Annotated in this window: 22 protein-coding genes and 1 tRNA gene; 10 read left to right on the top strand and 13 right to left on the bottom strand. The window is 58.6% G+C overall.

What is annotated here, in order from left to right; all coding sequences use genetic code 11:
- Nucleotides 1-5: 5 nt before the first annotated feature.
- Nucleotides 6-1,208, bottom strand: a complete 1,203-nt coding sequence (locus tag HF949_RS13270) for an MFS transporter (protein WP_292895970.1) — start codon at nucleotides 1,206-1,208, stop codon at nucleotides 6-8.
- A 108-nt stretch (nucleotides 1,209-1,316) separates the two neighbouring features.
- Here HF949_RS13270 and HF949_RS13265 point away from each other — a divergent pair, with 108 nt between their 5' ends.
- Nucleotides 1,317-2,159, top strand: coding sequence for an AraC family transcriptional regulator (locus HF949_RS13265; RefSeq protein WP_292895968.1), 843 nt, complete (start codon nucleotides 1,317-1,319; stop codon nucleotides 2,157-2,159).
- Nucleotides 2,160-2,189: 30 nt separating this feature from the next.
- Here the strand turns inward: HF949_RS13265 and HF949_RS13260 are convergent, their stop codons facing one another.
- A complete protein-coding gene (locus HF949_RS13260; protein ID WP_292895966.1) occupies nucleotides 2,190-2,642 on the bottom strand; it encodes a MarR family winged helix-turn-helix transcriptional regulator in 453 nt (150 codons plus the stop codon).
- Nucleotides 2,643-2,689: 47 nt separating this feature from the next.
- Here HF949_RS13260 and HF949_RS13255 point away from each other — a divergent pair, with 47 nt between their 5' ends.
- The gene (locus tag HF949_RS13255; RefSeq protein ID WP_292895964.1) at nucleotides 2,690-3,643 is read left to right on the top strand and encodes an alpha/beta fold hydrolase; all 954 of its coding nucleotides are present in this window, start codon (nucleotides 2,690-2,692) and stop codon (nucleotides 3,641-3,643) included.
- A gap of 125 nt (nucleotides 3,644-3,768) precedes the next feature.
- Entirely contained in the window at nucleotides 3,769-5,649 is a 1,881-nt protein-coding gene (locus HF949_RS13250) for a L,D-transpeptidase family protein (RefSeq protein ID WP_292895962.1), read from the top strand.
- A gap of 53 nt (nucleotides 5,650-5,702) precedes the next feature.
- Here the strand turns inward: HF949_RS13250 and HF949_RS13245 are convergent, their stop codons facing one another.
- From HF949_RS13245 to HF949_RS13195, 11 genes are all read right to left on the bottom strand, one after another.
- The gene (locus HF949_RS13245; protein ID WP_292900182.1) at nucleotides 5,703-7,157 is read right to left on the bottom strand and encodes a TrkH family potassium uptake protein; all 1,455 of its coding nucleotides are present in this window, start codon (nucleotides 7,155-7,157) and stop codon (nucleotides 5,703-5,705) included.
- Nucleotides 7,158-7,286: 129 nt separating this feature from the next.
- Nucleotides 7,287-8,087 (bottom strand): methyltransferase, TIGR04325 family, encoded by an 801-nt coding sequence (locus tag HF949_RS13240; RefSeq protein WP_292895960.1) that lies wholly within the window; start codon nucleotides 8,085-8,087, stop codon nucleotides 7,287-7,289.
- Nucleotides 8,088-8,244: 157 nt separating this feature from the next.
- Complete coding sequence (locus HF949_RS13235; RefSeq protein ID WP_292895958.1) at nucleotides 8,245-8,739, bottom strand: hypothetical protein; 495 nt, start codon at nucleotides 8,737-8,739, stop codon at nucleotides 8,245-8,247.
- A gap of 91 nt (nucleotides 8,740-8,830) precedes the next feature.
- On the bottom strand, nucleotides 8,831-10,174 hold the full coding sequence (locus HF949_RS13230) for an HlyD family type I secretion periplasmic adaptor subunit (protein ID WP_292895956.1): 1,344 nt from the start codon (nucleotides 10,172-10,174) through the stop codon (nucleotides 8,831-8,833).
- Between the two features lie 13 nt (nucleotides 10,175-10,187).
- A complete protein-coding gene (locus HF949_RS13225; RefSeq protein ID WP_292895954.1) occupies nucleotides 10,188-12,314 on the bottom strand; it encodes a type I secretion system permease/ATPase in 2,127 nt (708 codons plus the stop codon).
- A 21-nt stretch (nucleotides 12,315-12,335) separates the two neighbouring features.
- Entirely contained in the window at nucleotides 12,336-14,303 is a 1,968-nt protein-coding gene (locus HF949_RS13220) for a type I secretion protein (protein ID WP_292895952.1), read from the bottom strand.
- A gap of 165 nt (nucleotides 14,304-14,468) precedes the next feature.
- Entirely contained in the window at nucleotides 14,469-16,265 is a 1,797-nt protein-coding gene (locus HF949_RS13215) for a hypothetical protein (protein WP_292895950.1), read from the bottom strand.
- A gap of 498 nt (nucleotides 16,266-16,763) precedes the next feature.
- Entirely contained in the window at nucleotides 16,764-17,249 is a 486-nt protein-coding gene (locus HF949_RS13210; RefSeq protein WP_292895948.1) for a hypothetical protein, read from the bottom strand.
- Between the two features lie 163 nt (nucleotides 17,250-17,412).
- On the bottom strand, nucleotides 17,413-17,616 hold the full coding sequence (locus HF949_RS13205; protein WP_292895946.1) for a hypothetical protein: 204 nt from the start codon (nucleotides 17,614-17,616) through the stop codon (nucleotides 17,413-17,415).
- Nucleotides 17,617-17,800: 184 nt separating this feature from the next.
- Nucleotides 17,801-17,875, bottom strand: a tRNA-Val gene (locus HF949_RS13200).
- A 78-nt stretch (nucleotides 17,876-17,953) separates the two neighbouring features.
- Nucleotides 17,954-18,637 (bottom strand): HAD family hydrolase, encoded by a 684-nt coding sequence (locus tag HF949_RS13195; RefSeq protein WP_292895944.1) that lies wholly within the window; start codon nucleotides 18,635-18,637, stop codon nucleotides 17,954-17,956.
- 145 nt (nucleotides 18,638-18,782) lie between these two features.
- Here HF949_RS13195 and rpiA point away from each other — a divergent pair, with 145 nt between their 5' ends.
- From rpiA to HF949_RS13160, 7 genes are all read left to right on the top strand, one after another.
- A complete protein-coding gene (gene rpiA / locus HF949_RS13190; protein WP_292895942.1) occupies nucleotides 18,783-19,484 on the top strand; it encodes a ribose-5-phosphate isomerase RpiA in 702 nt (233 codons plus the stop codon).
- 22 nt (nucleotides 19,485-19,506) lie between these two features.
- Nucleotides 19,507-20,052 carry a DUF2059 domain-containing protein gene (locus HF949_RS13185; protein ID WP_292895940.1) on the top strand — a complete coding sequence of 182 codons (546 nt, stop codon included), beginning with the start codon at nucleotides 19,507-19,509 and terminating at the stop codon, nucleotides 20,050-20,052.
- A gap of 164 nt (nucleotides 20,053-20,216) precedes the next feature.
- Nucleotides 20,217-21,602 carry a glutathione-disulfide reductase gene (gene gor / locus HF949_RS13180; RefSeq protein WP_292895938.1) on the top strand — a complete coding sequence of 462 codons (1,386 nt, stop codon included), beginning with the start codon at nucleotides 20,217-20,219 and terminating at the stop codon, nucleotides 21,600-21,602.
- Between the two features lies 1 nt (nucleotide 21,603).
- Nucleotides 21,604-22,206, top strand: a complete 603-nt coding sequence (locus tag HF949_RS13175) for a gamma-glutamylcyclotransferase family protein (protein ID WP_292895936.1) — start codon at nucleotides 21,604-21,606, stop codon at nucleotides 22,204-22,206.
- Between the two features lie 132 nt (nucleotides 22,207-22,338).
- Complete coding sequence (locus HF949_RS13170) at nucleotides 22,339-23,715, top strand: class II 3-deoxy-7-phosphoheptulonate synthase (RefSeq protein ID WP_292895934.1); 1,377 nt, start codon at nucleotides 22,339-22,341, stop codon at nucleotides 23,713-23,715.
- Between the two features lie 100 nt (nucleotides 23,716-23,815).
- Nucleotides 23,816-24,247: a GFA family protein gene (locus tag HF949_RS13165; RefSeq protein ID WP_292895932.1), complete on the top strand. Its 432-nt coding sequence runs from the start codon at nucleotides 23,816-23,818 to the stop codon at nucleotides 24,245-24,247.
- Nucleotides 24,244-24,837 carry a hemerythrin domain-containing protein gene (locus HF949_RS13160; protein WP_292895930.1) on the top strand — a complete coding sequence of 198 codons (594 nt, stop codon included), beginning with the start codon at nucleotides 24,244-24,246 and terminating at the stop codon, nucleotides 24,835-24,837. Before HF949_RS13165 ends, HF949_RS13160 begins: the two co-directional genes overlap by 4 nt.
- The last annotated feature ends 72 nt before the right edge of the window (nucleotides 24,838-24,909 follow it).

Raw genomic sequence — 24,909 nt, 5'->3', positions numbered from 1 at the left:
CAGCTTCACCCTGTCTTCTTGAGGTTTGGAAGAAACACGGTCAACAGGCCAAGCAGCGGCAGGAAGGAGCAGATCTTGTAGACGAACTCGATCCCCGAGCTGTCCGCGATGATCCCCAGCACCGCTGCTCCGAGGCCGCCGAGGCCGAAGGCAAAGCCGAAGAACATGCCGGCAACCATGCCCACACGGCCCGGCAGCAGCTCCTGCGCGAAGACCACGATCTGCGGGAAAGCGGATGCGAGGATAAGGCCGATCGCGACAGTGAGGATCGGAGTCCAGAAGAGGTTGGCGTAGGGAAGAGCCAGGGTGAACGGCAAGACGCCAAGAATGGAAAACCAGATCACCGTCTTCGATCCGATACGATCACCGATCAATCCGCCCAGAACGGTTCCGGCCGCGACCGAGCCGAGGAAAACGAACAGAAGGATCTGCGACTGCTGGACGGTGACGCCGAATTTTTCGATCAGGAAAAAAGTATAATAGCTTGAAATTCCTGCCATGTAGACGTTCTTCGCGAACACCAGTGAGATCAGAATCGCAAGCGACATGGCGATCTTGCCGCGTGGTAGGTTGAGGGCCGGAGAAGGTCCTGCACGTTTTGCAGTGCGCTGGCGGTATGCGGCATACCATGCGCTTACGCGCCACAGAACGATCATGCCGAGGAGTGCTGCGAGAGAGAACCACGCGACACTGCCCTGACCCCTTGGTACCACGATAAATGCGGCGAGCAGCGGACCGATTGCCGTGCCGGCATTGCCGCCCACCTGGAAAACCGCCTGCGCCAGCCCATACCGTCCACCCGAGGCGAGACGCGCCACACGGGAGGATTCTGGGTGAAAGATTGCTGAGCCCAGTCCAATGAACATAGCGCCGATCAGGAGCAGCGAGTAGTTGGCGGCCGTCGCCAACAGAAGCAATCCGATGAAGGTCGAACCCATGCCAACCGGCAGGGAGTAGGGCATGGGTTTCTTGTCGGTGGTCAGCCCGATTGCCGGCTGGAGCAGCGATGCGGTCACCTGAAATGCCATGGTCAAGAGACCGATCTGCCAGAAATCCAGCCCGTAATCGCTTTTCAGCATTGGATAGATCGCCGCAAGCATCGACTGCATGATGTCGTTCAGCATGTGGCAGAAGCTGACGGCCATAAGTACCGCGAACGCGGTCTGTTCTGCTGGTACGGAGGGCCGGTCGGCGGTGGTGTCGGTCACGTCAATGCTCCATGGGAAGAGGCTGCCAATTGAAGGGCAGCCGCTTATACGCCTCTTGCAAATGACCTGCCTCGGTGATTTGGTCTAGTTTTTTCGCAAGTGGGCCAAATGAATTCTCCCCCCAGTCCCAATAAGGTTGTTTTCAACAGGGACCGGCCGGTCGACGATGAAAAGCGTCGCTCATGGCTCGAGGAAGTTGAGGGCGATCTTGTCATCGGTGAAATCGCGCAGGCGGCACATGCCGAGGTGCCGGTCCACCGACACAGGCGGGGGCAGCTCCTTCATGCCAGCCGCGGGGTGGCGCTGGTCAAAACAGGGTTCGGCCACTGGATTGTACCGACCGGACAGGCGATCTGGATACCCTCGGGGCTGGAGCATGCGGTGGAGATGATGACCGATGTGCGTATGCAATCGGTTTATGTTCTGCCTGAAGCGATCCCTGATTTGCCATCGCGGCCCCGGGTTGTCCGTATCACCCCGCTTATGCGCAGCCTTCTGGAAGAAGTGGCGTCGCTGCCACATGTGGCTCAGCCGACCGGCCGGAACGGTTTGCTCTACGAGCTCATCATGCATGAAATTCCGCGTTTGCCCGAACTGCCGCTGGGATTGCCATTTCCGTCTGACCCGCGGCTTGCGCGTATGTGTCGTGCCTTTCTTGAAACACCGGAAAGTCGCGTCACCATTGATCAATGGGCGTATTCGGCGGGCATGAGCCGCCGCACGTTTACTCGACGTTTCAAGCAGGAGGTGGGGCTCAGCCTCTCGCTTTGGCGCCAGCAGGCCAGCCTGTTTGCTGCGTTGCCGAGGCTGGCAAGCGGAGAAGCCGTGACCACTGTGGCTTTGGACCTGGGCTATGAGAGCGTCGCTGCCTTCACGACGATGTTTAAGCGAATGCTGGGTGCATCGCCGCGCAACTATCTGAAAACACCGGACGCTGAAAGCGACACGTAAGAAAGGCAGCGTCGGTCGAAAACCGGCTCTTCAATCTTCGGCGAGCGCCTCACTGATGCGGCGCATTTGCTCCCCCATCGCTTCACATTGTGCAGGCGTCGATTGTGCCATCACGCGATCAATGAGCTTGGTGTAAACCGCAAGCGCTTCCATCAAGCGCTCCTCGCCATCCGGCGTCAGGTAGAGGCGTAACACACGCCGGTCATTGGCGTCGTTTTCGCGACGTACCAATCCCTGTGTTTCAAGTTGGGGCAACAGCATGGTGATGTTTGAGCGTCCGACCAGAAGACGCCGGGCGAGATCATGCTGAGATTGGCCGGGATGACGATAGAGGTTCATCAGCATGTCGAGTTGCGCAATCTTCAGGCCGAGGGGCTCGAGCGACTTGCTGAGCGCTCGCACAATGGCTTTCTCAGCACGTGCAACGGCGATCCATGTGCGAAAGCGCGGATTGTCCCAGGGGAGTTCTTGTATTTTGTTCATGATTGAACTAACTTTGTTCATGCTTGAACATTATCTGGGTTTCCACCATGACTCGTTTCAGCCTGCTCATCCTGAAACACCTTTTTGGCACATTCGAATATGTCGCGCCAAGTCTCGGCGGTCGTGTGGCGTTCTGGTTGTTTTGCAGAACGCCCGACCCGAGGCGACTGACAGAGAAGGAAAGGCGTATACTCGCCCAGTCCAGGGAGTTCATGCAACAGGCACGCAGACACTCGCTGACGACGTCGCATGGCGAGATCGTCGCTTATGAATTCACGAATTGGGGCGCTCGGCGCGATGGTCCGGCAGTACTGGTTCTTCACGGGTGGCGCTCACGTTCGGAACATATGCGGGTGATAGTGGAAGCATTGCTTCAGCGAGGTTTTCGAGTCGTTTCAGTCGACTTGCCTGGCCATGGAGCGTCAGGTGGGAGAAACCTGAATCTACCCAAGGCAGTTGCTGCGGTAAGTTCTGCCGCTCAATGGCTGGGGCCGTTCGATGCCATGGTGGGGCATTCCTTTGGTGGAGCGGTTGCGCTCAATGCGATTGCGGGTTCCGTCGGGGGGATCGCGCCCGTGCGTGTGCGACGTCTGGTGACCATTGCGTCACCCAATGCGCTTCCAGAGCTCTTCTCACAGTTCGGTGCTTTTTTCGGTCTTGGTCAACGGACACAAAAGGCACTTGAAGGTTGTGTCGAGGACATCGCCGGAACGCCTTTGCAGGCGTTCGTCGCTGCTGATCAATTGCGGCAGATCCAGATTCCCACACTTGTCATACACGCTCCGGAAGACAAGGAGGTGCCGGCATCGGATGCGAGTGCAATGGGCGGGGCGGGGGAGCATGTCACCGTGGTATGGGCGCCCGGCCTTGGACATCGCCGCATTCTTGCCGACGGAGCCATTGCTGCACGTGCCGCGGCCTTCGTGGCAACGCGCAGGTCCAGATGGTTGAAGCCATCTGCCACTGTAGCATTAGAAGATTGTTTACCAGTCTCCGATTGAGCGTGAATTTCATAACAATTTTATCGATCAGCCCGCGACCTTGTGGCGGAGACCTGTTATTTTGGTTGTGAAACTGACTATTCTGGTTGTGGCAACGAGTTCGAATCTCGGCGGGGTGATCGATTATGTTGAAGTCCATGCGCAAAAGCGGGCTGACCTGTATGGCGGCTATGCTGTTCGCTGGAGGTGTGGGGCAGGCCCATGCGCAGTCGGATAATCTTTTTGACATGCTCTTCGGAGGGATCAATCGAAAACCTGCCCGAGTCCGAAGCGAGCCCCCGAGGCCAGTCAAGCCCGCTCCGGTAAAGCGGAAGCCTGCCAAAGCGCCGAGGATTGCCGGTCCCTCATACTATAGCTACAAGGCGGAACCGCTCGCTCATGTCGAGTTTTCCGAGATTTCGCTCTCGCCGGCTGAAGGGGCATTCGCGCCGACCCTTGAGGGCGTATCCTTCCGGGAAGCCCTACCCATGGTGGAAGGGGTCGAGTTATACGCGGAAAAGGACATTGCCCAGGCAATCGTAGCGTTTTACTCGAAGAATCCCGACTTCATTTGGGTTTCCGGTTACCAGGTCAACGAACGGGCAAAACGCGTTCTGCGGGTGCTCTCGGAAGCCTCCAGCCACGGGCTGTCCGATGTCGATTATACGGTCGGGGTCCCTTCGAGCGACTTTTCCTACGACGACATCGCAAGCCGCCAGAAAGAGCTGATCCGCTTCGAGATGACGCTAACCGCACGTGCTCTGCGGTACGCGCGTGATGCGCATGCTGGCCGTGTCAATCCCAACAAGCTCTCCGGTTATCATGACTTTCCCGAGAAACCGATGGATCTGGTTCAGAGCATTGGCTTCATGGCGAACATGACGGAGGCGGATCTCTATCTTGAGGGTTTGCACCCGCGCAATGACGTTTATCGCCAGCTTCGTGCCGAGCTGGAGGTTTTGCGCGGCGCTGCCGAGCGGGAGATCATCGTTGACCCGAAGGCGTTTGTCCGACCCGGTGGAAGATCTACTGAATTCGCCAAGCTACTCAAAATCATCGAACGTGATGCCAGCGATGCCTTTCTGGAGGCTCATGGCGCTGTTTTGAAGGAGCATCAGGGCAGTGAAGCGTACGATGATGCCCTTGTTCCGGTGATCAAGGCCGCGCAGGAAATTCACGGTCTCAAACCGGATGGCATCATTGGGCCACGGACGGTCGCGGCGATCGCGGGCGTTTCAAAAACCGCGCGGATCGAGAAGGTGCTTTATGCGCTCGAACGGTTGCGCTGGCACCCCTCGGAACTGGGTGATACGCGCGTTGTCATCAATGCCGCCGCCTTCAACGTCGATTTCTTCGAGAATGGAGAACCGCGGCTTTCCATGCGCACGGTGGTTGGACGCAATGCCAATCAGACGAGCTTCTTCTACGACAAGCTGGAAACCGTGGAGTTCAACCCATACTGGGGCGTTCCGCGGTCCATCATCGTCAACGAGATGCTTCCGAAGCTCTGGCGCGACCCGAGCTATCTCGACCGGAATGGCTATGAGGTGATCAACAGTCAGGGACGCAAGGTCTCGTCTTCCGCCGTAAACTGGGGACGCTATGGAGCGAATGTTCCCTACAGCGTTCGCCAGAAGCCCGGACGCAGCAATGCGCTGGGCGAACTTAAGATACTCTTTCCCAATCGCCATGCGATCTACATGCACGACACACCGGCCAAGAGCCTGTTTCAGAGAGACACGCGCGCGTTCAGCCACGGCTGTGTTAGGCTTGCGGACCCGCGCGCCATGGCGGCAGCGGTCCTCGGCATCTCTGTTGACGAGGTCTCGCGCGCTATCGAGACCGGCGACCGCAGCCGTCCCACCCGGCGCAAGGTCGAGCGCGACATACCGGTCTATATCGGCTATTTCACTGCCTGGCCGCAGACGGATGGGGTGATTGCCTATCATGGTGATATATACGAGCGCGATGCGCACTTGAAAGCTGCGCTGGAGAAGACCACGGATCTGCGTTCTTCCAGCATCTGATTGCGCCCCGCCCCGGCGGGAGATACCGCCCGGCGGACCGAACATGCCACCGGTCAGTCGCGCCAAAATGTCGGAACCAGGAGAACCACAACTGCGAGGATTTCCAGCCGGCCGAGCAGCATTGTCCCGGAAAGGACCCATTTTGCGAAATCGCTGAGCGGTACGAAATTACCGGCGGGGCCGATCGTCGTCCCCAGTCCGGGACCAACATTGGTCAACGCGGTGAGCGAACCGGTTATCGAGGTCAGGAAGTCAAGACCTGTTGCAGCCAGCAAAAGCGTTGCCACCACCCACGATATCAGAAAGCCGGTCACGAACAGAACCACGGAGCGCTGCATCTCTTCGTCGACGACGCGTTTGCCATACCGCAGGGCCTGGACGGAATGGGGATGAATGAGCAAACGCAGGCCGTTGCGCAGCATCGCTCCCAGAATGAGGAAGCGGTATGCCTTGACGCCGCCGGAGGTTGAACCGGAACAACCTCCCAAAAAGGTCGCAAAAAAGGCCAATGTCACTGCGAACGGCCCCCAAAGCGTATAATCTTCGCTGGCAAAGCCGGTCGTGGTGATGATCGAAGCGAAATTGAAAGCGGTGGACGCAAGAATGTCGTCGAATGGATCACCGCTGGCAAGGCGACGCTGTACGGCCAGAACAAGAACGATCACCGCCACATAACTCAGGAAAAGCCTGATCTGCGGGTCACGCAGGGCGTCAAGGCGCCCACGCGCGAAGAACAACACCAGGATTGAGAAGGGCAGGGCGGCGAGCAGCATGAAGACTGTTCCCACCCACAACACGGCATTGCCTTCAAAATAGCCAAAGGATGCGTCATGCGTGGAAAAACCACCTGTCGCGATGGTGGTCATGGCGTGGTTGACCGCATCAAAATTGCTCATGCCGGCGGCCGCATATGCAAGGGCGCAAAGCGCTGTCAAAAGACAGTAGATGCCGACAAGCGCGATGAGAAAGCTGATGAAGCGTTCAAAGGGACGGTTCTCGATGTCCGATGATTCGACCCGAAAGTAGGAAAAGCCACCCACCTTGAGCAGCGGCAGCAGGAAAAGGCCGAGCGCGACCACGCCAATACCGCCAATCCATTGCAGGATCGAGCGCCACAGCAGCAGCCCGGGAGGCAGGGTGTCCAGTCCGGCGATGACGGTCGATCCTGTGGTGGTGATGGCAGACACCGATTCGAAAACGGCCTCGGCAAGGTCGAGTTTCAGCGACGCCGTGTAGAATGGCAGGGCACCAACCAGGCCAAGCATTAGCCATAGCAGCACCACGACCAGAAACGTCGACTGCGTGGAGCCACGAGTGAGCGGCGCACGCGTAGCTGCAGCAATTGTGAGGGCGATGGCGCCCGTCGCCAACGAGCAGACAACGAAAATCTGCCAATCATCATTTCCGTAATAGAGATCAACTGCAGCTGGGAGAAGCATCGAAGCAGCGACATAAACAGCGAAAATCGCCGCTGGATAGGTGGCCGTCCGGATCGTGGATGGTTGCACTTTCTCTACCTCGAAATGAACCGGCTCCGTGGTAGAGGAGAATGCGCTCCAAGGAAAGAGACACAGGAGAAGTGCAGACATGCGCAATCGGCATGACTGTGGGTACTGGTACCCGGTGCGTGATGCCGGTCAGTCCCTTACGCAATAGAAACCGGCACTTTCGCTCGCACCGTATTCGGGGTGCGTGTCGATGACGTGAGAAAGTGAAGGAATATTCCAGCGGTCAACGACCCGATAGCCCATCCCTTCGATCGCTTCCAGAAACGAGGCCTCGCTACGGATGTGGTAGGGGACCAGTGCCGGCCCGATCCGTTCCAGCGTGACGATGGTTTTTCCCTTCCGCAGTGCCACCTTGTTCAGGAGCAGATGTTTTGGGAGCGCCACCAGACGTCCCAGAAGAACGGCCAACGGAAGATCGAGATATTGCAACAAGCCTGATCCGAGAAACAGGTCGTAGGGGCCGCGATCGTCCAGGCTGCCCGTAAAGCGCAAACTCCAGATATCATCGTCGCGCGCGCGTTCTTCTCCAGCTTTGACAATGGCAGGCAAGTCGTAAACGGTCCATTCAAGGCAGTCGATTTCAGGCAGAATGCTTCTGAACGCGCGGAATTTCGTGCCCATATGGCCACCTGCATCAAGCAGTGAACGGATGTCTTGCCGTAGTTGACTGAGCCAGAACAGAACCGGGTAGTCCCACGGCATCAATCGGCACATCTGCTCGAAAGCCACGCCAGCGACTGCGTCATGATCGTACCCGGCAAGACCGCGCCGGCTGGCGGCGCTCAAGGCATCGTCATAGTTGGCGTAGACGCCGGAGAAGCGCACCGAACGATGCGCGACCATCCGTATGCGGCCCGCCGCCGCCCGAAACGGCAGGAGCGCTGTTCCATGCGCTTGTTTGAGGCCCTGTTTGAGATGGTTCAGCGACATTTTCGGAGATTTTGGCCCGTTTCGTCCGTTTTCTCAAAAAAGCGGATGTTCTGACGAAACCGTAACCTCAGCGGCCTGCATCTACCAATTCATCAATCCGGCTGAGAGGAGAGCCAATCGGGTTAGAGAGCAGGGAGGACGCACAATGCCGAAGGCTTCAGACCGGAAAACCATGCTTCTTCGCCAGCGCCCAGATCTCACGGTTCGTGGCGATCAGACGATTGATGGAAGTGGTGATGTTGGCGATTTCGGCATCATCGATTGCATCGACCTTTCCATACTTCAGACGGTCGCCGGAATCCGAAATCCGCATGAGTAGTGTCGAGACATTCTCTCCGGCGTCATCGAAGGAATAAATGCAGTGATTGTACTTGTTCCGAAGCCTGGCCTCACTCATCATGCTGCGTGTGACGCCTAGAACGTCCTGACGTATCTGCGGATCAGTTCGACCGAGCTTGGCGAGGCGTTCAACCAGATCGACACGGGCTCTGGAGGTGTTGAGGGTCAGGAAAATCACCGTGGCGGTTTCCATGTCCACCCGGGCGAGCCCCGCGATAAGATGGATCAGAAGACTTTCCGTGTTGGTCCATGTGTAGTTCAGCTGTCCCAGCAGGGTCAGTAAGTCGCGGAAACGCGGGTTGCCTTCCTTCATCGCAAGACTTCTCGCACTCAGCTCGGATGGCTCAATGAAGCCATGCTAGCACTGCTGATTTCCAGCGTCCACGCTGCCACTGAAAAGCCGTTCAGTCCTCACGGAAGGCGCGGTTCATGCTGTCCATGATTGGTTTCGAGAGATATTCGAAGAAGGTGCGTTCCGTTGTCTGGATCAGAACTTCCGCTGGCATGCCCGGTGTCGGCAGAAAACCCCGGACACGTGCGAGTTCGCTTGGTGGCAGGCGCACGCGCGCAAGATAGATCTCGCTCTTGTCGGCAGCGGACTGATCACGCAGAGCGTCGGCGGAAACATAGAAGACTTCGCCCATCAGGACAGGTGTGGTGCGCTGATTGAGTGCGGTCAGTCGGACCGTGGCCTCCTGGCCTACTCGCACGCTGTCGATCTTGGTGCGCGGTATCTGGGTCTCGATGATCAGGGGAACATCGGAAGGCAGGATTTCAGCGATACTCTTGCCGCTTTCGATGACGCCACCCGGGGTGTGATAATAAAGTCTTATGACGGTACCGGTAACGGGCGCATTGATAGTGGCGCGGCGCAAGACGTTTTCGGCTGCGCGTGATTGTTCGCGCACCGCATCAAGCTCTGCTTCGATTGCCTGCAGCTCATCGAGGGCGGCCTGTCGATAGGCTGCAAGGGTTTGAGCTGCCTGCTGACGGTACCGGGCGATCTGCGCCTGCGTTTCATCCACCTCGGCGGCAAGGCGTCCGATCTGTCCCTCAGCTTCGGCCATGGCCCGTTTGATCGCCGAAATCTCCGGTTTGCGCATCAGCCCCTGCTCATAGAGCTTTTGCTTGCCGTTGAACTCGTCGGAAAGAAACGCAAGTTGGCGGGTGAGTGCCTGATGCTGAGCCTCGTAGCCGCGGCCGCGAATTTCAAGTGCGGCGATGTTGTTGTTCAGCAGCTCAATTTCACTGTTCAATTTACGTTTTGAGGACGCGAAGTTGAGTTTTTGGCTATCGAGGATTTCAGCGACTTCCGGATCGATCATTCGCTCCGTCAGCTCGTCAGGAAAGTCGATATTATCCCTTTCCTGATACTCTGCGCTCAATCGGGCGACGATGGCCAGCAGGCGGGCGCGCCGGAGAAAAAGCTGCCGCTCATTGGCAAGAGCTGACGTCTCATCAAGCTGCAACAAGGGTTGACCGGCGATGATATGGTCACCTTCCGAAACAAGAATTTCCTTGATGACGCCGCCTTCGAGATGCTGGACGATCTTGTTCTGACCAGTGGCGACGAAACTGCCCTGCGAGATGACGGCCGCGGCCAAAGGGGCAAAGCTCGCCCAGACACCGAAACCGCCGAAACAAAGAATCAGTAGAACGACCCCGGCTATGGATTGCTTGCGTATCGAACGCGGAACTTCCGCGTACCATGTCATGTCCTGGAGTTTTGCGATATCTGAGGAACTCATCGGAAGCCTGCCTTCAGGGAAGCTGAGTGGCCAGAGGGCCATTTTGCAATTGACCGGCCTGATGGGCTGCAAGGGCGCGCAGCACGTCCTCGCGGCGGCCGAACATGGAAATCGTTCCGTTCGTCATCAGCAGGATCTTGTCGACATGCTGGAGCAGGGACGGGCGCTGGGTGATCACGACCGCAGTGATCCGGTTCTGCTTGGCATGCTTCAACGCCCGCGCAAGAGCGGCATCGCCGGCGCTGTCCAGGTTCGAATTCGGTTCGTCGAGGACAATCATGCGCGGATTGCCGAAGAAGGCACGGGCGAGGGCGATACGCTGCTTTTGTCCACCTGACAGGGGGGAGCCGTCGGCCGCCACGATTGTTTCGTAACCTTGCGGGAATGTTGCGATCATCTCATGCACATCGGCGAGAATTGCCGCCTGATAGATTTCCTGATCCTCCACATCGTCGCGCATGCGCGCAATGTTGGCTTTGATCGAACCGGGGAAGAGCTGAACGTCCTGCGGGAGATAACCGATATTGTCGCCGAATTGCCGCTGATCCCAGTTGCGCAGGTCCATGAGGTCCAGCCGGACGCTGCCCGAGGTGGGCAATATCGACCCCACGAGCATTTTGCCGAGCGTCGTCTTTCCTGCGCCGGAATTGCCGATCACGGCGAGGGAGTCCCCTGGTCGCAGAGAGAAATTGATGCCGTTGAGAACGACCCGTTTCGTGCCCTGCGGCACATACAGCACCCGTTCCACATCCAGCCTGCCTTCGGGCTTCGGGAGAACCAGCCGTTCGAGATTCAGGGGAGAGGAGCGGAGCAGCGTGCTGATCCGCCGGTAGGCTCCCCGGGAAAGAATGAACTGGTTCCAGCCTTCGATTGAACCTTCTATCGGCGCCAGTGCTCGGCCTGCGATGATGGAGGCAGCGATCACCATGCCACCGGTTATGTGTCCCTGGATGGCGAGATATGCCCCCCAGCCAAGCAGGGCCACCTGCGTCAGAAGGCGGATGGCGCGCGAGGTGGCTGCTGAAACGATGTTGCGGTCCTGTGCCTTGACCTGAGCCTTCAGCGAACCGGCCGTGTCCTGCCCCCAGATCTTCACCGCTTCCGGGATCATCGCCAGAGCGTTGATGATCTGCGAATTCCGCGCCATGGAGTCGAGATGCAGATTGGCTTTGCTTTGATAGACATTCGCTTCGCCAAACGGGGCGGCTGTGGCGCGCTGGTTGATGAAGGCGACCAGGGTAAGGAGGAGTGCCGACAGGACCACTATGCTTCCCAGATGAGGATGGACCAGGAATACGGCCAGCACGAAGATCGGGGCGAAAGGGATGTCGAGGAAGGCGAGCAGCGTGCCTGACACCAGAAATGAGCGCAGTTGCTGCAGGTCGCCGAGGGTCTGGTACTCGCGTCCGGTTCCGTGCAGCGAAGCGCGCGCCGCCGCACTCAAGATCGGCGCCCCCAATTGAGCCGCGACCTCGACCGCAGTGCGCATCAGGATAAATCTTCTTATAGCGTCGAAAACGGCCTGGAGCAGCACCGCGCCCACGATGACAATCGTCAGCATAATGAGCGTATCGGTTGAGCGACTTGTCAGAACGCGGTCGGAAATCTGAAAGAGATAGATCGGGATGGCGAGGACGAGGATGTTGCTCGCATTGGTGAAGAGGAGCACCATGAGCATGTTTTTGCGAACCGCTGACAGGCCCGCGGTGAGGCTCTTTGAAAAGTCTACTGGACCAAGCCGGCGGTGAAACGAGCCTTTGGCGCCGCTGCTGTTCGCCATTTCCGCAGTTTTGCCGCTTGATCGAGCTTCATGGACTTCGCTTTGCCCGGGGGCACTTTGGGGGTGCTGAACCGGTGCCTCGGCGGGAATGTCGTCGGGACACGCTGACCTGGCAACCGGTTTGTCCTCGGGCGTCCCAGACGCGTTGTCATCTCCGGGGATGAAATCGTCAGTGGATTTTTCCTTCCCCACTTCCGGGCTTTGCTTTGCAGCCCGCGCATCCACTTCCCTGAAAATGCGTGAAATCTCTTCATCGGCAGCGCGCAGAATACGCTGCTTGCGCGCTTGGTCTTCCATGCCTGGCGCGCAGGACGATGCATCATTCACATGGGCCGGTCGCTTTGTAGGTTTGTCCAGCATGTTGTTCCCCCCGGCTCTCTGCTATCCAAGCATTGTCTGCATCACGTCCGCTGTGCCACCGTCAGGGTTGGAGGCATTGGACGGATTTTGGTTAGCGTCTCCTTCGCCTGGCGCTACGAGATCATCGCTCAGAAACACCACGGCCTCGCTGATCAATGCGTCAGCACTCTGCGTATAGAGGTTGGTATCGCTGGAGATCAGTTCAGCCTGAATGAGCAACTCGTCCGAATAGACAGAGCCCGCAGTGTAAGTCGTCGAGTTAACGCCCCCATCGATAATGGACGCCTGGTTGACGAGTGCGTTGGAGCCGGTAGAAATCTCCCATGATGCATCGGCGTGCGCCGAGCTCTGGCTTTTTGCAAGCGCGACCTGGTCTGCATCACCCAGCACATTGGTCTGGCTGACATATTGTAGATCGACCACGTCGCCGGAAATGTAGAGAACCCGAATGGCTGGCACTCCGGCAAAATCCACTGACGAAAGAAGCGATTGCGGGGCAGGGCCTGCCCCACCGGCCAACTGGTTCAATGCTTCCATGTAGGACGGGGGCATCGCATCGAACGACATTGTGCCATACTGGGTGATGGAAGCCTCGTTCCAGAGGAGATTTCCGCTAGTCGACAACGAGGCAGAACCAGCGGTCTGAAAGTCGCCGACCGTTCCCACGACATCGTCGTCCAGAAGGATGTTTGTCTGGCTTATGATGTTCGCGTGGTAGACATTGCCGCCGACGATGATGAGGTCATAATAATTGCCCAGTTCGGCAAGCGACGATGCGTTGATGACGGTGTTGTTGCCGAGAATGATCTCCGTTCCGCCACCGGAAACCGACATTATGGTTATGTCGTTGTCTTCCACGAAGCTAACCTGCTTGATCCAGTTGGTCAGCATCAGGTCGCCGTCGATTCTTGAAACCTGCCAGTGAGTCGGGAACACAGGGGCACCTTCTGCATTCTGGAGACCGGCCGGAGGCGGGTTGTCGATCGTCTGGATGGTGGCCGTGTTGAAAGCTTTGGTTGGCGTTTCGATCAGCGATTTCCAGCCGTTGAGCGCCGCGCTCGTCGTGTCGTTATCGCTCCATACGTTCAACTGGCTGATCGCGTTGAAATGGACATAGTCGCCGGCTACCGCGAGTACGGGAGCTCCGTACCAGTCGTTCACGAGGGTCGCTTCATTGACCAGGACGTTCGCTCCCGCCTCTACATGCATTGTCGATTGCGTTGAGAAATCGGTCTCGACCGGGTCCGCGTCTTCATTTCCCGTGATTTTCTTTGGGAGATGCGCTTCCAAGTCAGGTAGTTCCTCGACTTCCTCACCGTTCAGAAAGCTGCCTTCGAGAGATTCGCCCCGCAGAACAATCACACCGTCACCTTCGCCAAGTGTGCTGATGAACGCATCGGCGAGGTCGGGAGCATGGATTATGAAGTCGCCGATCTCCGCCGCGGAGCCGGGCTCCTCAAGATCGGAAAACGGCTGTAGAGGCGAGGCTGCCTCGATGAGGTTTGCGAGTGCCGCGTCAGCGTCAGCGACAGGGGTGAGGCGTAGTCCGTGATTTCCTATGCTCAGATAATCATTGTCCTCCAGATACGCCTGCTGCTTGAGATAAAACGCGAGGGAGCCGGGCGGCTGGTATTCGGCAAAGAACTCCGTGTCGCCTGCCGAGGAGGGTGTGCCGCCAACTGTCGGAACAGGACCAGCGCTTTGGCCGCCGAGCTGGAAGGGGATTGGATTGTAACGCACATGGACAATGACATGAGCGTCAAATCCATCGGTTGGCGGTGGAGTGTATTCGATCTGTGGGGAGAAGCCTTCAAGGGCGTAAGGGCTGACAATGTTAATCTTCACATTGAGAAGTTCGTTTGGCTCAAGAGTGGTGTCGGGCAACGCCTTGAAGTCTTCATAGTCCAGTCGCAGCCTGGCTTCCTCAACGGCCTGGGAGAACAGTCCTATGAAGTGGGCGATAGCTTCCGTGGTTTGATCCATATGCATAAAGCATCACCTTGCTTCGACCTGGCTGGATCGACATTCTGCCGACCATCATTGCCTGTGCACCGCTCGAAAGGTGCGGAGGTTTGCGGGTGTCAGACGAAGGGTGAATGGCGCAAACCTCCGATTCCGGCGCCCAGGGGGGTGGGCGCCGGAAGTCGCTTGTCGTCAGGCGTCGTCTTCACCGACGACGGTGCTGTTGAGATCGCCGCCTACCACTGTGGTATCCACGGTGTTGCCGAGCACGTTCGCGCCCATGACGATCTGCTGATTGAAGGCACTGGTGTCGACAAGTGCATCCGCACTTGCTTCTGAGATGCCATTCACATAGCCGTCATCGCCATTGTTGGAACCCCACATGCCACCGGCGCCGCCTGCGCCGCCTGCACCTGTGGTCGCGATGCCGCCCATGCCGCCGGCGCCGCCGTTGCCACCTGAGACCGGTCCGGCCCATGCGTCACCAGCGTCACCGCCGATAGCAGAAGCCCAACCGCCTGCGCCGTTGCCACCATTTCCACCGTCGCCACCGCGTGCAGCGCCCAGGCCGAAGCCTTCTCCTTCGCCAAGGCCGAAGCCGAGGCCTGCGCCGCCATCGGCTGCGCCGCCCAGGCCACCTATACCGCCCATGCCGCCTACACCGCCGTCGCCGCCGGTGCCTGTTCCGCCGTTGCCGCCGGAGCCTTCACCGCCTGCAGCACCGGTACCGGTTCCGCCGGCCCCGCCAGCGCCAGCTGCGCCGCCTGCACCACCTGCGGCTGCGGCCGCATCGGCGGCAGCGGCTGCGTCTGCTGCACCGCCAAGTCCGAGACCGCCGGAAGCTGCGGCTGCATCGGCTGCAGCTGCGGCGTCTGCTGCAGCGTTTCCGCCGCTGCCGGCTTCACCGCCCGAGCCGCCTTCGCCACCGGAGCCTTCACCGCCGGCGCCACCCGTTCCGGTACCACCTGCGCCACCTGTGCCATAACCGCCCAGGCCGCCTGCGCCACCAGTTCCGCCTGCGCCGCCGGCACCACCTGTGCCACCATCGCCGCCAAGACCGACGCCGACGCCCAGACCACCAAGGCCGAGACCCGTGCCGGTCGCCGTTCCGCCTGACCCGCCTGCAGCGCCGTTACCGTTGCCGCCATAGGCTTTGGCGTCGTCAGCCATGCCGCCGCGGGCATAGCCACCGTCGGCATAACCGTGCGCACCATTGCCGCCATCCGCGTCGGCATCGCCGCCGCCTTCGCCACCGTCGCCGCCGGCTACGATGCCATCATCGGCTGTCGCATTGCCGCCCGTCGCATGGCCGTTCTGATTGAACGCGGCCTCATTTGAGACGTTCGGGTTCTCAAGAGTGTCATTGTCGACCAGATCGTTCACCTGACCGATCACGAAGGCGTTGTCGTTTCCACCGCCATTGAGCGAGTTGTTGAGAATGTCGTCGAACGACATGTCGTCGCCCGGGTCGTATGAAATCTCGCCATCGCGGTTGATGAACAGCTGGTCGACCGTTCCACCTCCGTAGATGTCCACATCAGCGAAGTCGTTGTCGGTAGGCACAAAGCCGTCCAGACCGACGTTCACGGATGTGTTGACCGAGGTGGCGACGTTGGTGGCCACGTCGGTATTGTTGGTCGCATTGTTCTCGGCGTTGTTCTGCGCCGCATTGCGGGCATTGTTGCTGGCAGCATTGTCAGCTGCATTGGTGGCCGCATTTTCAGCAGTGTTGCCAGCCTGATTGGTTGCTGCATTCTGCGCCGCATTGGATGCGACGTTCGTACCGGCATTGTTGCTGGTGTTATCGGCATCGTTGGTAGCGCCGTTGTCCGCATTGTTGCCCGCGGTGTTTTCCGCTGCGTTGATTGCGGTCTGTTCCTGGCCCTGATGCTGCCATTCACCTTGATGCTGATGTTGATGCTGGTCCTGGTCCTGATTGTTGCCAGGCCAGCCAGGGAAGAAAACGCCAAAACCGTTTTGCTTGGGCATGATCGTGTCCTCATCCTCAAAATGAGAACCGTGTGGACACGATCACTGTTCATCTCTCAGGTGATATTGTGTCTACACGGTCCTGCTGTTTCGCGACCCAAGGGCCGCCTTTGGAAGTGCAGAGCCACGTTCGGACATCGAATGAAGATGCACTCCTCCCTCTGCCGGATGAGACCCGTGAACCAGGTGTGAATCCCCACCGCCCACATCATCGTTGCGACCCATGAACAGTTTTCACGTCAGGGACGGGCTTATCCGACGGGAGGAATTGTCGTGCCGGGGCAGCGAACAAAAAACCTGCAAATTCGGTCGATTGGGGCGCACCGAGGCCTGACCATAGGTCCACCCACCACATCAAAATGGGTAGAGACGGGGTAGCCAGGTTTGGGTGAGTCGGGGAACGCATGGCCGGAATATGCCGCTTTCCACAGCTTTGTACCTATAAGGCTACTGTACGGGATCGCAGCGATTCGACGGGCCGTCAGTATGGGAGACCTGTCAGAATCGGAAAGTCCAGTAGAGACAGGCGAGAGTAGCCACGCCGAAGCCGATAAATGCCAGTGTCCGCAGGAGCACATTGCGCCTTAGAGTGTCGAGCGAAAGATGAGCCGCTACGATTCCCGCGGCGAAAAGGAACTGCCAATCGAGAAGCGCTCGCAGTGCTTCCGTATTGCCGAAAGCCAGTCGCGCTCCCTGGACACCGACTATCGTCGCCAAAAGAACAACAGCCGCCAGATAGACCGGGGTCGTGCCGCTTGCATGGACCACCGCTGCTGCCCGGATGGGCAGTATCGTGACCAGCATGGCTGCGAGGGCGTAGAGAGCGGCCAGTGGCACGAAGCTTGTTGCGCTGGCCAATCCGTCAAGCCTTTCATTGCCGAGGCTGCCAAAGCCGTATCCCTTGATCTGAAGCGCAAACCCAAGGGCTGCCAGCGATCCCGTTAAAACGGCAACGAGAAGAAAGGCGGACGCTGTGCGGTTCATGCGGGATCACTCCGGTATTCAGTCACTCCCTCCGCTTAGGCTGATCCGCGGGTCTTGAAAAGTCTGGAATCGCAACTTCAGCGCAAGGTCTCGGCATCGTTGGCGCGCCACCATCGCTATAGCGGGTGCGTTCTACCCGCGGCAAAGAGCCGTATGCACCCGCTCAGGAGTTGGCGACTTTCTTGCGTTCCTCGCGCGCGAGGCGGCGCTTCTCTACCTCATTGAGAACATAGCAGGCGTCTTCTGCCTCAGATTTGCTGATACCGGCCACGACCGTCATGCCGATCATTGCCGGTTCGTTTCGCAGATTGTCCCAGACAGTCCAGAGCTCTGAGGGGTCCAGGATTATTTCGTAGCGGGATGTCATCTCCCGTCTCCTGCATCGGGTTGATCTCCATGCCTTGCCTGTTAGGAGATCAATGATTCTGATGAAGGAGAAGTAAGTAAAAACAATAAGATAAGAATAAAATTCTAATGATCCGGCCGGGCGTGATGCCGCGGAAAGCGTGGCCGTCAGGTCTGTCAGAAAAGCTGAATAAGGTAAGATGCGATGGTGGGCGCGGCAGGGATTGAACCTGCGACCCCACCCGTGTGAAGGGTGTGCTCTCCCGCTGAGCTACGCGCCCGCTGACGAAGTATCGTCAAGCGAGCCGCGATATAAGGGGCGGGGCGGGGGGGTGTCAAGCGGGCTTTCGGCCCTGCAGTCAGGATGCTGTCGCGGCAATCAGATTTTCCACCATTTCGACCGTCAGCTCGTCGAAACGGGAGATCACGCGCGAGGGCTCGAATGTGCTTACGTGCTGATCGGTATAGCCGAAATCGACCGCAATGACGGGGATGCCGGCGGCCTTCGCGGTGTCGATATCCGTACGCGAATCGCCAATCATCACTGCCCGTTGCGGATCTGCGCCTGCCATGGCAATGGTCCTCAGGAGATGGCCTGGATCGGGTTTGCGCATGGGGAAGGTGTCGCCGCCACATATTGCCCGAAAATGCCCGACAAGACCGAGCGCTTCAAGAAGCGAAAGGGACATGCCTTCCAGCTTGTTGGTACACACAGCCGCGGTGTACCCGGCCGCCCGAAAGCGTTCGATGGTCTCGATTGCTCCTGGAAAGGGGCGGGAATGTCCGGGAACGTTGGCTGTGTAGTGATCGAGGAAGATCGCCTGAAGTGTGTCCAACTGGTCCCTGGAGAGATGCCTTTTGCGGAGGGCGAAAGCCCGCTCGATCATCACGCGGCTGCCAAAACCGACGATACGGTTGATGTCTTCCTGTTTCACCGGCTCCATGTCGACAGTCTCGAGGCAGTGATTGAGGCTGTCGAGCAGGTCTGGAGCCGTGTCGACCAGTGTTCCATCGAGATCGAAGACAATGATTGGCGCTGACATGATGTCCCCTTCGTTGAGTTTCACTGGGATACCGCGCAAGGCTGGGTGAAGCAAGTTGGGTACTGTCCGGGCGCAGGTGCGTAGGCCTGCATTGCGGGGAGCGATAAAACGGGTTAGGAACCGCTGAGATACGACCGGGGGCGAAATGTCGGCGGATATGCGGGAATTGAAGATCGAGGCTGCTCGGGCTGCACTTGATCAGGTTGAAGATGGTATGCGACTCGGAATTGGGACAGGGTCCACCGCCGAGGAGTTCGTCCGCCTGTTGGCCGAACGTGTTGCTGGTGGCCTGTCCGTGATCGGTGTTCCCACTTCCGAACGCACGGCGGCGTTGTGCAGCGAACTTGGTGTGCCGCTTACCACGCTCGAGGAAACACCAGAACTGGATCTGACTGTCGACGGTGCCGACGAAATCGGGCCGCAACTCGGGCTGATCAAGGGAGGCGGAGGTGCGTTGCTGCGCGAAAAGATCGTGGCAGCGGCTTCCGAACGGATGATCGTCATTGCCGACAAGTCGAAAATCGTTGAAACGCTCGGTCGTTTCCCGTTGCCGATCGAGGTCAATGCGTTCGGCCTTGGCGCCACGGTGCGGGCAATCGGCAAAGTTGCACGCCAGCTCGGACTCGACGGGAGCCTGGAGGTTCGGGAAAGGAACGGAGCACCGTTCGTTACGGATGGTGGCCATCTGATCGTCGATGCATCTTTTGGCCGCATTCCCGATCCAAGAGCATTGGCAAGCGCTTTGAACGCCATACCGGGTGTTGTAGAACACGGCCTGTTCCTGGACCTTGCGGACACCGCCTTCGTGGCTGGTGATGGCGAGGTGCGAACCCTCGGGGCCGCATGAACAAGAATGGAGTGAGAAACATATGAATCTGGCAACCCGCATCCGCCTTGTTGCAGCTTCCGCAGCCGTGGCGATGACGTTCGCTTTCACCCCTGCCGGAGCGCAGGAGATTTCCGCTTCGCATCTTGCCGCGGCGCGCTCCGCGATCGATGCGATCAATGCGACAGATGATTTCGATGGCGTTCTGCCACAGGCGGCGGCGGCCTTGAAGTCCGAGCTCATTCGCAAGAATCCGGACATGGTTGCACTGATAAATGCCACGGTTGACGAAAAGGCCATTGAGCTGGCGAGCCGCCGGGTCGATCTGGAGCGCGAAGCAGCACAGGCTTATGCCCGCGTCTTCTCGGAGCAGGAGCTCACCGAGATTGCGCAGTTCTATACCTCTCCCACAGGCATGAAGTTGATCGAGGATGGACCGATCGTCACTCGCGAGGTTCTGAAGGCTGGTGAAATCTGGCGTCGCGGTATCGCGCGTGATCTCGCTCAGATGGTCGGGCAGCAGATCCAGGCTGCAACCGAAGCGACTGGAAATGGTGAGGCGTCCGAGGAGGGCACGAAAGCTCAGTAAGCTTTCGATCACGAAACAGTTAGAGCCCGGTCTTCGCACCGGGCTTTTATTCTTCTGCCGGCGTTTCTAAGTGAATGCGGCGATGCAGCATTCCTGTTGCTGCGGAGCTCGAAAAGCGCATGGGCGTGGCGAGCTCCTGATGTTCAAGGGGCGAGGATCAGACAATGAGCGATTTCGATTACGATCTGTTTGTGATTGGCGGTGGATCCGGGGGGGTGCGCGCTGCGCGCCTTGCAGCGGGGCTTGGTAAACGCGTTGCGATTGCCGAAGAGTACCGCTTCGGCGGCACATGCGTCATTCGCGGCTGCGTACCCAAAAAGCTCTATGTCTATGCCTCGCAGTTTCCTGAGCATTTCGAAGATGCCGCCGGGTATGGCTGGTCGGTCTCCAAACCCACGTTTGACTGGAAAACGCTCGTCGCCAACAAGGACCGTGAGATCGCCCGGCTTGAAGGGCTCTATCGCAAAGGGCTCGAGAATGCCGGCGCCGAGATCTTCGAGGCGCGCGCCACGCTGGTGGATCGGCACACGCTGGATGTCGGTGGAAAACGCGTGACCGCGGACAAGATCATCATCGCCGTCGGAGGTCGCCCCAATCCTCACCTGGCGCTTCCAGGCCATGAGCACTGCATTTTTTCCAACGAAGCATTCGATCTGGAAAAACTGCCTGGCTCCATCATCATCGAAGGTGGCGGCTATATTGCCGTGGAGTTCGCCAACATTTTCCATGGTCTCGGCGTCAAGACGACCCTGGTTTACCGGGGCAAGGAAATTCTCTCGCGTTTCGACCTGGATCTGCGTCGTGAGCTTCATGCTACGATGGAAGCCAAAGGCATCAACATCCTGTGTCAGGACGTCCTGACGAAAGTCGAAAAGCGCGGGGAGGGAGACCTTCTCGTTCAACTGAAATCCGGTGCCACCCTTGAGGCTGGTCAGGTGATGCTTGCCATCGGTCGCATCCCCAACACAGAAGGGCTCGGGTTGGAGGCCGCCGGCGTGACGACCGGTAAGCTTGGTGAAATCCCGGTCGATGGTTTTTCCCGCACCAATGTCGACAATATCTGGGCTTTGGGTGATGTGACCAACCGGGTGCAACTGACGCCTGTCGCAATCCATGAGGCAATGTGCTTCATCGAGACCGAATACAAGGGCAATCCGACCGAGGTCGACCATGACACGATTGCCACGGCGGTGTTCTCCCAGCCGGAAATCGGCACGGTCGGGCTTTCCGAGGACGAGGCTGCACAGCGCTTTGAGACGCTGGAGATCTACCGCGCGAGCTTCCGTCCCATGCGTCATACGCTTTCGGGCCGTCAGGAGAAGATGCTGATGAAGCTCGTCGTCGACGGCGAAAGCCGACGGGTTCTTGGTGCGCATGTTATGGGGCCGGATGCCGGCGAGATGGCACAAGTGCTGGGGATTGCGCTCAAGGCAAGGCTCAGCAAGGACGACTTTGATCGCACCATGGCAGTGCACCCGTCTGCGGCAGAAGAACTGGTGACGATGTACCAGCCGACTTATCGCGTCGAGAAGGGCCATCGGGTCGACTGACATGGGGAAGAGCGTGGGCGCTGTTGGTCTGGTCGGGTATTTCGGCTACGGGTCGCTCGTCAACCGCGATACCCATCGCACCGAGATACTCGATGCCCAGCCCGCGAGGCTCAAGGGCTGGCGTCGGCAGTGGGTGCGGCGTGATGCCGGGAGCAGTCGAGCGCTTTTGAGTGTCAGGCGTGATAGCTGTTCTACAATTGATGGCTTGCTTGTCATTGATCGTGCGGAAAATCTGGCAGCAGTTGATCTGCGAGAAGAGCGTTACCGGCGTGTGCGGCTCGACGCAGCCGAGCTGGAGCTATCCGCAGATTTGCCGTCTGATTGCCCCCTTTACGTCTACGAGGCGTCCGCTGCGCTGGGTAACGTTCGCCTGGAGATCATACAATCTTATCTGGATGCGGTGCTTCAGGGCTTCCTGCGGGAACACGGCCGTGCCGGGGTCGAGCGATTTGTTCGCGACACTGATGGGTTCGATGCTGCAGTGATCGCGGATCGCAAGACGCCGACTTATCCGCGTGCGGTGACGCTTGAGGCCGAGGAAGAGGCGTTCTTCGATGCACTTTTAATGCAGAAAATTCCTGATTTTGCATCTTTCGTGCGTTAGTGTTTCCTCTGTGCCACAATTGCGGGCTAGTATCGGGCGCTTCCTTTGGTTAAGAAGCGGCCTTCCAGTATCCGTCTTTGAGATTTCAGCGGATAGAGGGCATGATCCTGTAGCAACTGTCGAGTAAGCAAGATGACGAAGTGGTCGCCGAATTCGTGGAGAAACAAGCCAATCCAGCAGGTTCCGGCCTATCCGGACGCTGACGCCCTGGCCGAGGTCGAGGCACGCATGGCCACGTATCCGCCACTCGTTTTTGCTGGTGAGGCCCGCAAGCTTAAGAAGCATTTAGCTGCGGTGGCCGAAGGCAACGGTTTTCTGCTTCAGGGGGGCGATTGCGCCGAGAGCTTTGCCGAGCACGGCGCGGACAATATCCGAGACTTCTTCCGTGCGTTTCTGCAGATGGCCGTGGTCTTGACCTATGCCGGATCACAGCCTGTCGTGAAGGTCGGGCGCATTGCCGGCCAGTTTGCCAAGCCGCGTTCCTCCGATACCGAAACCAAGGGCGATGTGGTTCTCCCGAGCTACCGGGGCGACATCATCAACGGCATCGAGTTCAACGAAGCCTCGCGCATCCCCGATCCTTCGCGCCAGGAGATGGTCTATCGCCAGTCGGCCGCGACGCTCAATCTGCTTCGTGCCTTCGCACAAGGCGGTTTTGCCAACCTCGAAAACGTTCACAAGTGGATGCTGGGCTTCCTGTCCGACAGTCCGCAGGCGGAGCGGTATCAGGAATTGGCCAATCGTATCTCTGAAACGGTCGACTTCATGCGCGCTATCGGTATTACCGGCGAAAGCACGCATGCTCTGCGCGAGACGGACTTCTACACCAGCCATGAGGGTCTGCTTCTTGGCTATGAGGAAGCGCTCACGCGTGTCGATTCCACCTCCGGCGACTGGTATGCCACCTCTGGTCACATGATCTGGATCGGCGACCGCACGCGCCAGCCCGATCACGCGCATGTGGAGTACTGCCGTGGCATCAGGAACCCGCTGGGCCTGAAGTGCGGTCCTTCGCTTACGCCGGACGGCCTGCTGGAGCTGATCGACATCCTTAACCCGGAGAACGAACCGGGCCGCCTGACCCTGATTGCCCGCTTCGGTGCGGACAAGGTGGGCGAGTATCTGCCCAAGCTCATTCGGGCGGTGGAAAAGGAAGGCCGCAAGGTCGTCTGGTCCTGCGATCCCATGCATGGCAACACTGTCACCGCCGCAGGTTACAAGACACGGCCCTTCGATCGGATACTCAAGGAGGTTCAGACATTCTTCGAGGTGCACCGCGCCGAGGGATCGCATCCGGGTGGGCTGCATGTGGAGATGACCGGCAAGAACGTCACCGAGTGCACGGGCGGTGCGCGCGCCATTCGCGATGAGGAATTGCAGGATCGATACCACACGCATTGTGATCCGCGTCTCAATGCCGATCAGGCGCTGGAACTGTCCTTCCTGGTGGCGGAGCTTTTGAAGAAAGACCGCGAGTCATTGCCGGCCGGCAAGGTTGCCAACGGGTGAAACGGATTGAGCCATTGCTTCAGCGATAATTGATGTCGCGTGCGGCGTGCCGCTGGTAAACATGGTCCCTGATACGACTTGATCGTGATGGGAGAGAGCCATGACAAAAGAATGTAGCGGATCGTGCCTGTGCGGTGCGGTCCGTTTTCGTACCAGGGGCGCATTGCGCGGGGTGGTTTATTGTCATTGCTCGCAATGCCGCAAGCAGACGGGGCTTTACTACGCAGCGACGGATGTCGACGTCTCCAACGTCGTCATCGAGGGCGAGGATCATCTCACCTGGTACGCGGCTTCCGATTTTGCGCGACGTGGATTTTGCAGGACATGCGGTTCGGCCCTGTTCTGGAAACGGCTTGAGGCCGAGAAGATCTCCATTCTGGCTGGTGCATTCGACCCGCCTTCCGGACTGACTGCTGAAAGCCATATATTCGTGGCCGACAGAGGCGATTTTTACGATATCTCGGATGGGTTGCCGCAATATCTGCGCGGTAGCCCCAGCGTGATCGTCGCGGACGAGTGTGAGGAGAAGTGACTGAAGTTCCGGAGCCTTTGAAGCTTGAAACGCGCGTCGGCCTCCCCGCGGACCTGCGTTGTCTCGTGGAAAAGTACCCTCGTGAGGACTGGCAGACACACCCCAATCTTGGCGAGATGGCGCGGTTCTGGCTGCAGCGCCATGACATGTTTCGTGAGCTTGGCGGAATGTTGAAGGCCGGTGTCGCAGACTATCGGGAGGATAAGTTCGCTTCGCATGATTTTGCGCGCTGGTTTGCTCCGAGGCTGCGGTTTTTTCTTCAACAGCTTCAGGGGCACCATCATATCGAGGATACGCACTACTTCCCGGTTTTCGCGAAAGCCGAGCCGCGCATGAAGCGCGGCTTTGATTTGCTCGATAGCGATCACCATGTGATCCACGATGCGTTGGAGCGCAATGCACAGGCCGGCACGTCCTTACTGCAGGCGCTTCAGGCAAACAACGGTCGCGAACGCTTTTCCGCAGACGCCTATGCGAGCGAAAACGAGGTGCTGCTCGCCATGCTCCTGCGTCATCTGGGCGATGAGGAAGACCTGATCATTCCGCTCATTCTCGATCGCAGCGAAGAGGGGCTGGGTGTCGGTATCTGACCAGAGCTGCAGTGTTGCCAGCAGGGGGGGCAACGGCTACACGCTTAAGGCACTTCGCGTCCTCAGATACAT

This window comes from Nitratireductor sp. (assembly GCF_017794765.1).
In the GTDB taxonomy this organism is placed as follows: Bacteria; Pseudomonadota; Alphaproteobacteria; order Rhizobiales; family Rhizobiaceae; genus Nitratireductor.
This window is presented reverse-complemented; position numbering and strand designations above follow the sequence as displayed.

Excerpts from the sequence above, each read along its gene's own strand:
- HF949_RS13225 (WP_292895954.1), bottom strand. The coding sequence starts at position 12,314 with ATGCTGGACAAACCTACAAAGCGACCGGCCCATGTGAATGATGCATCG.
- HF949_RS13250 (WP_292895962.1), top strand. The coding sequence starts at position 3,769 with ATGTTGAAGTCCATGCGCAAAAGCGGGCTGACCTGTATGGCGGCTATG.
- HF949_RS13265 (WP_292895968.1), top strand. The coding sequence starts at position 1,317 with ATGAATTCTCCCCCCAGTCCCAATAAGGTTGTTTTCAACAGGGACCGG.
- HF949_RS13165 (WP_292895932.1), top strand. The coding sequence starts at position 23,816 with ATGACAAAAGAATGTAGCGGATCGTGCCTGTGCGGTGCGGTCCGTTTT.
- HF949_RS13235 (WP_292895958.1), bottom strand. The coding sequence starts at position 8,739 with ATGAAGGAAGGCAACCCGCGTTTCCGCGACTTACTGACCCTGCTGGGA.
- HF949_RS13260 (WP_292895966.1), bottom strand. The coding sequence starts at position 2,642 with ATGAACAAAATACAAGAACTCCCCTGGGACAATCCGCGCTTTCGCACA.
- HF949_RS13230 (WP_292895956.1), bottom strand. The coding sequence starts at position 10,174 with ATGAGTTCCTCAGATATCGCAAAACTCCAGGACATGACATGGTACGCG.
- HF949_RS13220 (WP_292895952.1), bottom strand. The coding sequence starts at position 14,303 with ATGCATATGGATCAAACCACGGAAGCTATCGCCCACTTCATAGGACTG.
- HF949_RS13205 (WP_292895946.1), bottom strand. The coding sequence starts at position 17,616 with ATGACATCCCGCTACGAAATAATCCTGGACCCCTCAGAGCTCTGGACT.
- rpiA (WP_292895942.1), top strand. The coding sequence starts at position 18,783 with ATGTCGGCGGATATGCGGGAATTGAAGATCGAGGCTGCTCGGGCTGCA.
- HF949_RS13210 (WP_292895948.1), bottom strand. The coding sequence starts at position 17,249 with ATGAACCGCACAGCGTCCGCCTTTCTTCTCGTTGCCGTTTTAACGGGA.
- HF949_RS13195 (WP_292895944.1), bottom strand. The coding sequence starts at position 18,637 with ATGTCAGCGCCAATCATTGTCTTCGATCTCGATGGAACACTGGTCGAC.
- HF949_RS13185 (WP_292895940.1), top strand. The coding sequence starts at position 19,507 with ATGAATCTGGCAACCCGCATCCGCCTTGTTGCAGCTTCCGCAGCCGTG.
- HF949_RS13215 (WP_292895950.1), bottom strand. The coding sequence starts at position 16,265 with ATGCCCAAGCAAAACGGTTTTGGCGTTTTCTTCCCTGGCTGGCCTGGC.
- HF949_RS13255 (WP_292895964.1), top strand. The coding sequence starts at position 2,690 with ATGACTCGTTTCAGCCTGCTCATCCTGAAACACCTTTTTGGCACATTC.
- HF949_RS13170 (WP_292895934.1), top strand. The coding sequence starts at position 22,339 with ATGACGAAGTGGTCGCCGAATTCGTGGAGAAACAAGCCAATCCAGCAG.
- HF949_RS13240 (WP_292895960.1), bottom strand. The coding sequence starts at position 8,087 with ATGTCGCTGAACCATCTCAAACAGGGCCTCAAACAAGCGCATGGAACA.
- HF949_RS13175 (WP_292895936.1), top strand. The coding sequence starts at position 21,604 with ATGGGGAAGAGCGTGGGCGCTGTTGGTCTGGTCGGGTATTTCGGCTAC.
- gor (WP_292895938.1), top strand. The coding sequence starts at position 20,217 with ATGAGCGATTTCGATTACGATCTGTTTGTGATTGGCGGTGGATCCGGG.